Source organism: Flavobacterium rarum (SeqCode), assembly GCF_965234445.1.
Lineage (GTDB): Bacteria > Bacteroidota > Bacteroidia > Flavobacteriales > Flavobacteriaceae > Flavobacterium > Flavobacterium rarum.
Map to the genome: position 1 here is coordinate 257,290 of NZ_OZ248501.1, position 12,671 is coordinate 269,960.

9 protein-coding genes are annotated in these 12,671 nt (G+C 34.6%); 7 read left to right on the plus strand and 2 right to left on the minus strand.

The features are described 5' to 3' along the window. Positions 1-107: 107 nt before the first annotated feature. Both AC8GF4_RS11795 and AC8GF4_RS11800 read right to left on the minus strand, forming a co-directional pair. Positions 108-1,298 (minus strand): ATP-binding protein, encoded by a 1,191-nt coding sequence (locus AC8GF4_RS11795; protein ID WP_506594860.1) that lies wholly within the window; start codon positions 1,296-1,298, stop codon positions 108-110. Between the two features lie 339 nt (positions 1,299-1,637). Then, positions 1,638-2,216 carry a hypothetical protein gene (locus AC8GF4_RS11800; protein ID WP_506594861.1) on the minus strand — a complete coding sequence of 193 codons (579 nt, stop codon included), beginning with the start codon at positions 2,214-2,216 and terminating at the stop codon, positions 1,638-1,640. 207 nt (positions 2,217-2,423) lie between these two features. On the opposite strand from AC8GF4_RS11800, the gene AC8GF4_RS11805 reads away from it, so the two are divergent. From AC8GF4_RS11805 to AC8GF4_RS11835, 7 genes are all read left to right on the plus strand, one after another. Continuing rightward, positions 2,424-3,221 carry a winged helix-turn-helix domain-containing protein gene (locus AC8GF4_RS11805; protein WP_506594863.1) on the plus strand — a complete coding sequence of 266 codons (798 nt, stop codon included), beginning with the start codon at positions 2,424-2,426 and terminating at the stop codon, positions 3,219-3,221. Between the two features lie 359 nt (positions 3,222-3,580). Then, positions 3,581-4,420, plus strand: coding sequence for a helix-turn-helix domain-containing protein (locus AC8GF4_RS11810; protein ID WP_506594865.1), 840 nt, complete (start codon positions 3,581-3,583; stop codon positions 4,418-4,420). A 92-nt stretch (positions 4,421-4,512) separates the two neighbouring features. Then, the gene (locus AC8GF4_RS11815) at positions 4,513-5,070 is read left to right on the plus strand and encodes a YbhB/YbcL family Raf kinase inhibitor-like protein (protein WP_506594867.1); all 558 of its coding nucleotides are present in this window, start codon (positions 4,513-4,515) and stop codon (positions 5,068-5,070) included. A 425-nt stretch (positions 5,071-5,495) separates the two neighbouring features. After that, positions 5,496-7,787 (plus strand): DNA topoisomerase 3, encoded by a 2,292-nt coding sequence (locus AC8GF4_RS11820; protein ID WP_506594869.1) that lies wholly within the window; start codon positions 5,496-5,498, stop codon positions 7,785-7,787. Positions 7,788-8,043: 256 nt separating this feature from the next. Continuing rightward, a complete protein-coding gene (locus tag AC8GF4_RS11825; RefSeq protein ID WP_506594871.1) occupies positions 8,044-8,523 on the plus strand; it encodes a DUF6265 family protein in 480 nt (159 codons plus the stop codon). 214 nt (positions 8,524-8,737) lie between these two features. Then, on the plus strand, positions 8,738-11,107 hold the full coding sequence (locus AC8GF4_RS11830; RefSeq protein ID WP_506594873.1) for a TonB-dependent siderophore receptor: 2,370 nt from the start codon (positions 8,738-8,740) through the stop codon (positions 11,105-11,107). A 61-nt stretch (positions 11,108-11,168) separates the two neighbouring features. Then, on the plus strand, positions 11,169-12,299 hold the full coding sequence (locus AC8GF4_RS11835; RefSeq protein WP_506594875.1) for a PepSY-associated TM helix domain-containing protein: 1,131 nt from the start codon (positions 11,169-11,171) through the stop codon (positions 12,297-12,299). The last annotated feature ends 372 nt before the right edge of the window (positions 12,300-12,671 follow it).

A 12,671-nucleotide genomic window follows, 5' to 3' on the forward strand; every position in this document is an offset into this window, starting at 1 on the left:
AAAAAAATACTGTACAGCAATTTAAATATTTATGTGTTTATACACCATAAAGCATCCTAATTATTGCTTAGCCAAAAATCCCAGCTTTTGATCACAAACATTCAAAACTAATACATAAACCCAAACAGCCAAACTGGGATGATAGTTCCATACCCTATTTCTATAGTATCTTTGGCAATATAAGAATCGGGAATATCTACGATTTGTTTTCTAGTTTTGCTTTTGCCTCCTATTTCAAAGGTGTACTTTTTATTTACCAGAAAATCGGATTGAGCAGACAAATTAATTTCATGCAAATCTTTAAATTGATTTAAGAAAAACGTTTCTCTAACATTACCAATATTGATATTCTCTTTGGCCAAAACATACATCAAATTGGTATTATTCAAAAACAATTTTTCAGGTTTTGTCAAAACTCCAATACCTGATGTGTCTTTGTATAATTCGTTTACCAATCCTGCACGGTCTAGAATCTTTATCGACTGGATCAAGGTATTTCTAGAAACGCCTACTTTTTCACTTAACTTGGTAACATTTGGAGTAAATGGCGCACTTGTAGCAATAGATATCAATATTTTTTTTAATTTTACCAAGGTTTCATAATTCAAATCTTCAACTGCATTTATATCTATTTCAATGATTAAGTTTATAGTGTTGCGTAGTTTTTGAGGATAATCATTCTCACTTTCTTTAAAGTACGGGTACACCCCCATTTGCAAATATTTTGCAAAAAGTGGCAAGGGCTTTATCCCTTCCAGAATTTTTGAAGCTATTTCGTTATGGTTACTCAAAATTTCTTCTAAAGAAAAAACAGGAAATTGTTTATTAGTCTCCAACTCGATAAACTCCCTAAAAGACAACTCTTTTAAGGTGTAAGAAACCGCTCTTCTGCTCAAATCCGATTCGGCTTTGTAAATTTCAAGCATCGAAGAAGAAGTAAAAACAACACTTAAAGCAGGGAAATTATCATAAATTAATTTTATCTCTCTAGACCAATTGGGGTATTTATGAACTTCGTCTAATAATAAATGAGTGCCGCCAAATTTGACAAACAACTTTGCCAAATCATATAATTTATTTTCAAAAAAATAAATATGATCCAAACTTACATAGAGCGTACTCTTTATTGGTAATTTTCTTTTTGCAATTTGCAACAACAAAGTCGTTTTTCCTGAACCCCTAGCGCCTTTTACGGCAATTAATCGGTTATTCAAATCCATTTTGTCAATCAAATAGCGTTGAAAACTCAAGGATACCAATGTGATTCTTTCTTGAAATTCTACAATAAGATCCTCCATACTGTTGTTTTTAAACAGCAAAAATAGTGTATAATTGTTAATTATACACAACGTTTTTGTAATTTTTTGTTGTACTTAAACAACACATATAAGATATTAACAAAAAAATTACCCGATCACACTGATCTTCAAAATCGACAGCGCGGAATTTCGTTCTGTCACTACAACTGAGAACCTTGCCCTTGCTCTGCGAAGTCTCCCGACTTTGCACTTTTTTTTTAAAAGTTCCTAAAATCCTTAGACATGTCAAAAGTCTCCCGACTTTTCACGTGAATGTTTTTAGAACCGCTCCTTTCGGCTTGCAGCCTCCGGTGTCGCTAATCGTGAGGCCTCTAATCCTCAGCAACCGTTATTTTTGCTAAAGTCACGTTTAAAAAGGATCTTATTATTTCGGGCAATATAGTCACCTGATAGAATCAAATAGGGATGATTATGAGAATACCCTGCGCTGCGGCTTCTTATCATTATTTTGTCGTTAACTTTCAGGCTCTTTAACTTCTTAAAATCTTTAGGAATAAATTGCATCATGTATTCTTCGCCATTACTCTTGACTATAATCCATTTCAGTCCTGATGATTTCGCATTTTTCCGCTGAAAAGTAAGAGAGGTTACCACGGCCTCCATATTTGAAAAAGTTTCTATGGACTTCTTTATTTTATCATAACTGGCATGCACTTTTTTACCTTCAGCAGAAACCTCCCATTCTTTGTACTTTATACCGTCAGGAGAAGCCTCCCATTTTTTCCTAGCATCCAGATTGATTTTCCTCTCAGCAACGGACAACGGCTTTGAGGATGGCTTAGTTTCATTTTTTATTTCACAATTAGCACCCGAGCCGTTGGCGAACAGAACGAAGCTAAATACTAGTCCGCTCAGTACGGATAAGGGTAAGATCAGCAAATAGATGTTTTTTTTCATATGTTTCATATCTTTTCAAATTGATTAAGCGAATTTACATTGATATTTTTCGGTTGGAACGATTGGGATTGTAAATAAAAATGTAAACTTTGTAAATACAAACTTGACACTATGCCTCTTAGTCGAAATCTCCTCTCCGGAAAAAGCAAATACCTGTCCGCAGTGATACTACTCTTGTTTATCGCTGTAATCTGCGCAGCTTTCAGTATGACTACTGATAGTGACGATTTTGACATTTCCAGAAGAGAGGTTTTACTCCGTAGGATCGGACATGAAATACTCTTGCAGTCTGGCGTCAGTACATCAAGAGTTCTTCCCATACAAAAGATAGCAGAAAACGAATATCAAATCAGTTTTGAGCACGAACTTACTTTTCAAACTGACTCCCTAGTGAATATTACACAACGTTTGTTAGCCAAAGACCCGTTTGTAAGTGATTATGTTGTTAACGTACTTAAGTGTGGCAACTCCAGTGTAGTCTATGGATACGCAATATCCAAAAACAAAAAAGATGATATTGTATCCTGTTTAGGAAGAAGGCAACCCACAGCCTGTTACGTGATTAACATTAAATTTAAACCAAATGGCATAACTACAGCAAGTACTAAATATTTTTTGGGTGGCCTTTCAATTTTAGCTTTGGTTGGCTTTGTTTTTATGAGATCGGTTAAGCCGCGGAATGACTTACCTAAAGCGCAGGAAAACAAGCTTTTTACTTTTGGTTCGGTCGTATTTGATGCGCAGCAACGCCAACTGCTAATAAATAAAACAACCTTAGATCTGACCGGAACTGAAACGCGAGTGTTGCTCATTTTTGCATTATCTCCTAACGAGACTATAGAACGAAGTCGACTGCAAAAAGAGATATGGGAAGATGACGGTGTTATTGTCGGGCGTAGTCTGGATATGTTCATATCAAAACTTAGAAGAAAACTAGAGCTTGATCCAAATAGTAACATTGTTGTTATACGCGGCAAAGGATATAAGCTTGAAGTTAGCACTTAAGCCGGCTCTGCGAAGTCTCCCGACTTCGCACTTTTTTTAAAAGTTCCTGAAATCCTTAAACATGTCAAAAGTCTCCCGACTTTTAATACAAAGTTCAGCATAACATTTTTTTTTAAATCACCATAAATACAACAAAACCATTCTTTTGTTGTAATATCTTAATTTCAAAACACAAGCCCTGTAGTGTTTTTAATAAAAAAGACATTCACTAAAAAAGTCAGGAGACTTTTAGTAAATTTACATTTTACAACAAAATTTAAAATTCCGAAGTCGAGATACTACGCACAGCGGGCAAAAAGAAGCTTCGTAAAGTTCCAACTGTGGCAAGGGAACTTTTAAGCACCATTTAACGACACACCATGAACATTCAACATCTTCCTACTGATTTAAATATTGACACCCAAAGTGATGTGCAAATTTTTGACTACCAAGTAGCAAGTTCTTCCATCAAAAATAAGGTTATGTTGCATACTCATGTTTTTAGCTTTTTGCTTGAAGGAACAAAAGAGCTAATTACACAAGACACAGCATCAACAATTACGAATGATTCGTTTTTGTTACTAAAATCAGGCAATTGTTTGATGACTGAAAACCTCTCGAAAACCAATGCATATCGAAGTGTTTTATTCTTTTTTAATGATGCCATTTTACTCCAATTGGTACAAAAAAACAAGTTGCTAAAAACAGTTCATTCCAATGCTAAACCCTATGAGGTATTTCAATATGATGACTACATTCATCATTTTGTTGAGAGTTTAATACAAATAAAAGAATACGACAATTCACTTAAAAATAGCTTATTACAAACCAAATTTGAAGAAATTTTGACCTATTTATTACACAGAAATGGTCCTGAATTTTTAAACAATATCCTTCCCTATCAAGACAGTCCCAACAGCCATTTTACAACTGTAATTGAAAGTAATAAGCTCAACCATTTGACTATTCAAGAACTTTCTTTTTTATGTAATATGAGCATTTCTACATTCAAGAGAAACTTTGAACAACACTACCAGACCAGCCCCATAAAATGGTTTCAAGAAAGAAGATTGGAATATTCCGCATACTTATTGAATATTAAAAAAAAGCGCCCCATTGATATTTATTCCGAAATTGGGTTTGAAAGTTTATCGAGTTTCACACAAGCATTTAAAGTAAAATACAATACAACACCAAAGCAATTTCAACTGGAAAAATGAACTTCTGGAAACACTTTTAGAACTTTTTAGAGTAGCCCGCAGGCTTTGTAGTACCTTATCTTTGTATTCTAAACTTTAAAAATAGTCTAAAAATGAAAAAGATCAATGTAGTATTACTTTGTTTACTCTTTACAACAAACATTCTTTTTGCCCAAAAGACCTTTACATTATACAGTAAAGATTTGGGCGGACAAGCCACAAAAACAGAAGAATTTGGAGGATTTGGTTGCTCAGGTAAAAACCAATCACCTCAATTGTCATGGGCAAATGCACCAGAAGGCACTAAAAGTTTTGCCATTACGATGTATGATCCAGATGCACCAACTGGTAGTGGATGGTGGCACTGGGTGGTATTTGACATTCCAAGCAATACGAATGAACTAGTTACAAACTCTGGGAATGTAATATTGAATCTTACGCCAAAAGGAGCTATTCAAAGTGTTACCAACTATGGTGTTGCAGGTTATGGCGGACCATGTCCTCCTGAAAATCATGGCTTACATCAATATATAATAACGGTGTACGCTTTAAAAACAGAAAAATTAGGTTTGGACTCGAATACAAATCCTGCAACTGTTGGGTACTACTTATGGATGAATACTATTGCTAAAGCAAGTATTGTAACCTATTATCAAAGAGAGAAAAGATAAACCACTATGGACTGAAAGTCCATAGTTTTGTTTTAGCAGACTGAAAGTCTGCACGGTTGTAGCACTTATTTACCACAAATTAGCACTAATTAATTTGTGAAATTTGTGGTAACAATATTTTTAGAAGCTAAAGCAAAATGCACTAAAGTACATAGTTTTAAACTATATCTGAGACCAATAAATTGATTCAAAGCTTAATTTCTAATACCAAAAGCCCATTTGTTGAAAGACTTCTGGGCTTTTTCATTATATAATATTGGAATCTCTATAAACTTTATATCAAATCAAATAAATTGAATTGTTGTAAAACATACCTTTTAAAACTATCGACCTCCTTTACTTAAAGCCGTTCATAACTCCATCAAATTTCATTTCAATACCAATTTCTAAATTCCTAATTTGCGCCTTCAAATCAAGAAGAGAAAATGAAGGTCTGTATTGCCGAAAAACCAAGTGTAGCACGCGAAATCGCATCCGTTTTGGGCGCCAATACCAAACACGATGGATATTACGAAGGCAATGGTTATCAGGTCACCTATACTTTTGGACATCTTTGCACTTTAAAAGAACCGAACGATTACAAACCGCATTGGAAAAGCTGGGACTTGAACAATCTGCCCATGCTTCCCGATAAATTTGAAACCAAAGTAGTCGAAAATTCAGGGATTCAAAAGCAATTCAGAATTGTAAAAAGTCTATTTGACAAAGCCGAGTTGGTCATCAACTGCGGGGATGCTGGACAAGAAGGAGAACTCATTCAGCGCTGGGTCATGAATGAAGCCCAATACAAAGGTGAGGTACAGCGCTTATGGATTTCGTCCTTAACTACCGAAGCCATCAAGGAGGGTTTTGATAACTTAAAACCATCTGCAAACTACGATAATTTATTCTACGCAGGTTTTTCCAGAGCCATTGGCGACTGGTTACTCGGTATGAATGCTACCCGTTTGTACACCGTAAAACATGGTGGATACAAACAAGTGCTATCGATTGGAAGAGTACAAACTCCAACCTTGGCAATGGTCGTTGACCGATTCAAAGAAATTGAGAATTTCAAACCTCAACCCTATTGGGAGTTACAAACTTTGTACAGAGAAACACTTTTCAGCTATGAGGAAGGTCGCTTTTTAAATAAAGATGATGGTGAGCTATTGGCCAACAAAGTCAAAGAAAGTGAATTCGAAATTGTTTCGGTCGAAAAAAAGAATGGCAATGAGTTTGCACCCAAACTTTTTGATTTAACTGGATTACAAGTATATTGCAATCAAAAATTTGGATTTTCGGCAGATGAAACCCTTAAAATTGTACAGACTTTGTACGAACAAAAAGTAGTTACCTATCCCAGAGTCGACACCACATTTTTACCCAACGACATCTATCCGAAAGTACCTGGTATTCTGCAAAATCTAACCAATTATGCCGCATTAACACAGCCACTTTTAGAAAAAAAGATTAAAAAATCACCTAAGGTTTTTAATGACAAAAAAGTAACCGATCACCACGCAATTATTCCAACAGGGGTACAAAGTAATTTGCAATACAATCAGCAGCAAGTATATGACATTATAACCAAACGATTTATAGCCGTTTTTTATGATGACTGTTTGGTAGCCAATACCACCGTAATTGGAAAAGCAGCCGATGTACTATTCAAAACCACTGGAAAAGAGATCTTGAAAAAGGGATTTCGAGTGGTCTTCGAAGATCCTAACGCCAAAGAAAAAGAGGCCGATATACTGCCGAGTTTTGTTGTTGGTGAAAATGGACCACACGAACCTTCGTTTTTAGAAAAAGAAACCAAACCGCCCAATCAGTTTACAGAAGCAACTTTATTGCGCGCTATGGAAACGGCAGGTAAACAAATAGACGACGAAGATTTACGGGAATTGATGAAAGAAAATGGTATTGGCCGTCCGTCAACACGGGCGAATATTATTGAAACGCTTTTCAAACGTCAATACATTGTTCGAAACAAAAAACAGGTATTACCAACACCAACTGGGATTCAACTGATTGACACGATTCAAAATGAACTGGTGAAATCGGCAGAATTGACAGGGTCCTGGGAAAAACAATTAAAAGACATTGAAAAAGGAACATTTACCGCTGGAGCATTTATCAAAAACATGAAACAAATGGTTGAAGCTTTGGTATATGAAGTACGAAGCGAGACCAGACGTGCCAATATTTCGCATGCGGGAAGTATTCAAAAAGAAGCTGTTAAAGTTGAGAAAAAGAAAGCTGCTGGTATTTTAGCTGAGGTCTGCCCGAAATGTAAAAAAGGAAATTTCATAAAAGGAAAATCAGCTTTTGGTTGTAGTGAATACAAATCGGGTTGTGATTTTGTACTGCCATTTGTTTTTGAAGGTAAAAAGATTTCTGAAAGTCAATACCTGCGGTTGGTTCAGAAAGGCTCGACGGTAAATTTGAAAGACTTTAAAACCGAATCCGGAACAGTTGAAGGATTAATCCGTTTTGAAGAAAATTTCAAACTCAAATTAGAACCCAAGAAAACCGAAGTAAAAACAATTCCCGATGAATTAACCTGTCCAAAATGCAAAAAAGGAACAGTGCTCAAAGGAAAAACCGCTTATGGTTGCGGCGATTACAAATTGGGTTGTGATTTTAAAGTCACTTTCGATGTGGTTAGAGAAAAACTAAAAGATCAAAAAGCGACCAAAGAACTGGTTTATTCTATTTTGAATAAAAGTGTTTAAATTTTGTTTTAACCATATAAGTCATACAAGTTAAGACAGTTAGTTTGTCACATTAGCTAAAAGAGAATATAAGTTAAAACATTCTTTGTGAGACATGTGACTTTACTTAAATAAACTATTTGTTTCCTTTATTCTGTTCAAATTAAAAACTTATATGACTCTTATATGGTAAACCTTTGATTCCAAATTAAAAAAGCGACATTATTCTATTTTTTCATAAATTAGCTTATTCAAAATAACACCAAAATTTATACCGATGCTTCAAAAAACAACTCTTATACTACTTTTGCTAGCCATTGTTTCCTGTAAAAACGCAGCAGACAATGAGAAAGATAAAATAAAATCAGCCAACTGGTTGCTGGGAAAATGGGAAACCAAAACCGCAGACGGAAATCTTTCTGAAAGTTGGAAACAACTTAACGACAGTACTTTTCAAGGGGAATCTTTTTTTATTAAAAACAAAGATACTTTGCATAATGAGTCAATTTTATTGCAACAAATTGGTGAGGATTTAATTTATAGTGCCACAATCAAAGGGCAAAATGAAGACAAGGCCGTTGCGTTTAAAATGACCTCAGGAACAGAAAAACAACTTGCCTTTGAAAATCCAAAACACGATTATCCTAAAAAAATCACTTATTCACTAATTAACAAAGACAGTTTAATAGCTTCTATTTCTGGCGTTCAACTCGGTAAACCAAGCTCAGAAAAGTTCGGAATGAAAAAGACCGAATAGAATTCTCTAGTTATAAATATCAAATAAAACCTTGTTAGTTCTTCTACTGCAAGGTTTTTTTTGTGTATAAAACACTTTAGATCATAGTGTTAAAATATTTATTTATAATTAGTCTAAATAAATATTGTTAAATAAAGTTTAATTTCTATTTTTGCATTATTCTTATTTAATCTAAATAGAAATAATAAATGCAAAAAACTTTATACTTTAACCCATGAAATATTTGAATCAACAATTACCCTCTTTTAAATTGCTCTTATGTCTATTTGTTCTTTTTACTGCTACCGCTTTTGCTCAAAACACAGGTAGCATCAAAGGAACCGTTCAAACCAGTGACAACAAACCAGCCGAAGGAGTTTCAATTACCTTAAAAGGATTAAACAGAACTACTATTGCCGATAACAACGGAGTTTTTACATACAAAAATGTACCCGAAGGCAACATTACTTTAATTGTAACTTTAGTAGGAAACAATGATGTTGAACAAAACGTAACAATTGCCTCTGGCGAAACCGCAACTGTAAACATCGTCCTCTCTTTATCCAACAACGAATTGAATCAAGTGGTAGTTTTAAGTAATAAAAGCGCTTTTAAAACCAATCGCATTTCTTCCTCGCTTCGTTTGCATTCTCCAATTATAGAAATTCCACAAAACATACAAGTCGTAACCGGCAAACTAATTCAAGATCAACAAATCAACAATATGCTTGAAGGCGTGACCCGCAACGTAAGTGGAGCTACAAGAGTAGAGCATTGGGATAATTATGCCAACATTACGATGAGAGGCAGTCAAGTTGCAGCCTTTCGAAATGGTATGAACGTGAGTACTACTTGGGGTCCACTGACCGAAGATATGAGTATGGTAGAACGTATTGAATTTGTAAAAGGCCCTGCCGGATTTATGCTATCAAACGGAAATCCAAGCGGTTTTTATAATGTGGTGACCAAAAAACCAAGTGGAAGAAACAAGGGTGAGGCAAGTTTGTCTTTGGGCAGTTTTGGTATGTACAGAGGTACTGTGGATTTAGATGGTAAATTAACAAAAAACGGAAAACTTTTGTACCGTTTCAATGCCATGGGAGAAAAGAGAGACAATTACCGTGATTTTGATTTTAATGATCGTTATACTTTTGCACCTGTATTAAAATATTTATTTACCGAAAAAACTGCTGTAACACTTGAATATACTCAGCAATTTTCTAAAGTAAACGCTATTGGAAGCAACTATGTTTATGCCAAAAATGGTTACGAAGAATTGCCAAGAAGTTTTACCACATCAGAGAAAGAATTAGATCCTACTCAAATGTTGGAAAGAAGTCTTTTGGGTATTTTTGAACACAGCCTAAATGACAAATGGAAAATTACTGCTCAAGGTTCTTACTTAAATTACGAACAAGAAGGAATGTCATTATGGCCTGGCGGATTTGATCCTGCAAATGATGCTATCCTTAAAAGAGCTGGTAACAACTGGGACATTTTAGGAAAAATTTATACAGGACAAGCTTTTGTTAATGGGCAGGCACAAACCGGATCTGTTTCACACAAAATATTAAGTGGATTTGACATGAGTGACAAAACCTACTATCATGACTGGTCACAATCATTCACTTTGCCAGATTTAGACATTTATAATCCAGTTCATGGCATACCGTCATCACCTAAATTTGACAGAAGCAAAAACATTGAATACAGAGGTGTAAAATATTACAATAATTATAAAGGGTTTTATGCTCAGGACGAATTAGGCTTCTTAGACAATGCACTTCGTTTAACATTGGCAGGAAGATATACTATTCTAAAAGCGGGTGACGTATATTCTGGTAGTTCAAAAAACGAAAAATTCACACCTCGTATTGGATTGAGTTATTCTATTGACAAAAATACTTCTGCTTATTTTGTAAGAGATGAATCATTCACCGAAAATTATGGAAGTGATTGGCAGGGTAAAAGTTTTAACCCTCAAACTGGAACAAATCTGGAATTAGGTTTTAAAAAAGACTGGTTAAACGGAAAATGGAATTCAACGTTTGCTGCCTATCAAATTACAACAAACAATGTCCTTACATTGGATGCCGAACACTCTACAGCAGCTAAACAATTTAGTAAAGAAGATGGTCAGCAAAAGGTAAAAGGTTTTGAAGCTGACATTAGAGGAGAAATCTTCAAAAACCTAGATGTTATTGTAAACTATGCTTTTACAGAAGGAAAAACCACCAAAGATACCGACCAAAATAGGGTAGGAAATCAAATTCCAGGAAGTACAAAACACATTCAAAACACTTGGATAAATTATAAAATAGACAACGGATCACTAAACGGATTAGGTCTTTCCTTAGGATACCAATATCAAGTAAAAAGAGCGCCTTGGTATATTTCACCTGACAATACTACTGCGCTACCCGATTATTTCCGTTTGGATGGTGGCGTATCGTATCAAATAAAAAAAGTACATATAAACCTTATTGTCAATAATATACTAGATAAATATTTGTATTCAGGAGGTTATTACAATTATACCGATATGTTTTACTGGCAAGCCGAAGCTGGTACTAATGCAAGAGTAACAGTAAGTTATAAATTCTAAGATTGTTTTTGTTATGTTTAACTAAACTCCTCATTTCGGTGAGGGGTTTTATCCATTTTTAATGAAAAATAATAATTTAAAAAAAGCGATTGGGCAACTACATTTATGGCTCGGATTGTCTTCAGGAATCGTTGTATTTATCATTGCCTTAACAGGCTGTTTGTATGCTTTCCAGGAAGAAATACAAAATTACACTGAAGAATACCGTTTTGTCGAAAAACAAAACAAACCGTTTCTTTTACCATCCCAATTGGAACAAATTGCTCGAAAAGAACTTCCGGGCAAAGCGCTTCATGCTATCAAATACAATGGCCAAGAAAAATCGGCCGAAGCTATATTCTTCCATTATCAACCTACCTATTATTATATCGTTTATTTAAATCCCTATTCGGGCAAAGTACTGGAGAAGGCCAATATGGATGAAGGTTTTTTCAGATTCATCTTGGATGGACATTTTTATCTTTGGTTGCCTGATCAAATTGGCCAAACAGTTGTTGCCTCGTCCACATTAGTATTCCTCATACTCATCCTTTCAGGATTGTATCTTTGGTATCCCAGAAATAAAAATGCGGTCAAACAACGCTTTTCGTTCAAATGGAAAAAAGGGACAAAGTGGAAACGCAAAAACTACGATTTGCATAATATCACGGGATTTTATATTCTGCTAATTGCACTTATTTTTGCAATTACAGGTTTGGTTTGGGGGTTTCAGTGGTTTGCTTACTCCTACTACACTGTACTTGGTGGCGAAAAATCGTTGATTTACGAAGATCCTATTTCGAAAAAAAAAGCAATCCTTCCAAGTAAACCTTTAGATAAAATTTGGATTATAATGCAAAAAGAATACCCAACAGCCGAATCAATTGAAGTTCATCCTCCTGAAAATGACAGCACCGCTATTGCGGCCAATGCCAATCCCGAAGCGGGAACGTTTTGGAAAACAGATTACCGTTATTTCGACCAATATACCTTAGAAGAAAAAGAAGTAAAACATATTTACGGTAAATATAAAGATGCTGCTGTTTCGGATAAATTAATGCGAATGAATTATGATATTCACACTGGAGCAGTATTTGGCTTAGCCGGAAAGATATTTGCTTTTTTAATCAGCTTACTTATTGCAAGCCTTCCTATCTCTGGGTTTTATATTTGGTGGGGGCGAAATAAGAAAAAGAAAACTGTATCAGCTTAAAAATAATTAAAAGGTTAAAAGTGATATGCTTTAAACCTCAGGGCAAACGTATTAAAAATATTTTAAGATTTTTACAAGAATTAGCTCGAATTTGGACATCATATTATTTAACAAATCTGCCAAAGGCATAAAAATTTAGTAAAAATTCGTGCAATTCGTGTCATTTTTTCTTAATCCGTTTGACCTGCTTTAAACCTTTTTGTGTTTTTATAATCTAAAATAAAAACATAAAAATATCAAGAAAACTAGAAAAAACACACAATAAAGATTGCTGTTTTAAGTATAAATAATGGTTGCTTTTATACTATTTATTTTTACATTTGCACTATTTTTATTTATTCTAAATAATGTTTATTATTTAAAGCAAAACAA

What these genes read in the sequence shown, in the direction of transcription:
- AC8GF4_RS11795 (WP_506594860.1), bottom strand. Translation starts at nt 1,298, where the DNA reads ATGGAGGATCTTATTGTAGAATTTCAAGAAAGAATCACATTGGTATCC.
- AC8GF4_RS11800 (WP_506594861.1), bottom strand. Translation starts at nt 2,216, where the DNA reads ATGAAAAAAAACATCTATTTGCTGATCTTACCCTTATCCGTACTGAGC.
- AC8GF4_RS11805 (WP_506594863.1), top strand. Translation starts at nt 2,424, where the DNA reads ATGACTACTGATAGTGACGATTTTGACATTTCCAGAAGAGAGGTTTTA.
- AC8GF4_RS11810 (WP_506594865.1), top strand. Translation starts at nt 3,581, where the DNA reads ATGAACATTCAACATCTTCCTACTGATTTAAATATTGACACCCAAAGT.
- AC8GF4_RS11815 (WP_506594867.1), top strand. Translation starts at nt 4,513, where the DNA reads ATGAAAAAGATCAATGTAGTATTACTTTGTTTACTCTTTACAACAAAC.
- AC8GF4_RS11820 (WP_506594869.1), top strand. Translation starts at nt 5,496, where the DNA reads ATGAAGGTCTGTATTGCCGAAAAACCAAGTGTAGCACGCGAAATCGCA.
- AC8GF4_RS11825 (WP_506594871.1), top strand. Translation starts at nt 8,044, where the DNA reads ATGCTTCAAAAAACAACTCTTATACTACTTTTGCTAGCCATTGTTTCC.
- AC8GF4_RS11830 (WP_506594873.1), top strand. Translation starts at nt 8,738, where the DNA reads ATGAAATATTTGAATCAACAATTACCCTCTTTTAAATTGCTCTTATGT.
- AC8GF4_RS11835 (WP_506594875.1), top strand. Translation starts at nt 11,169, where the DNA reads ATGAAAAATAATAATTTAAAAAAAGCGATTGGGCAACTACATTTATGG.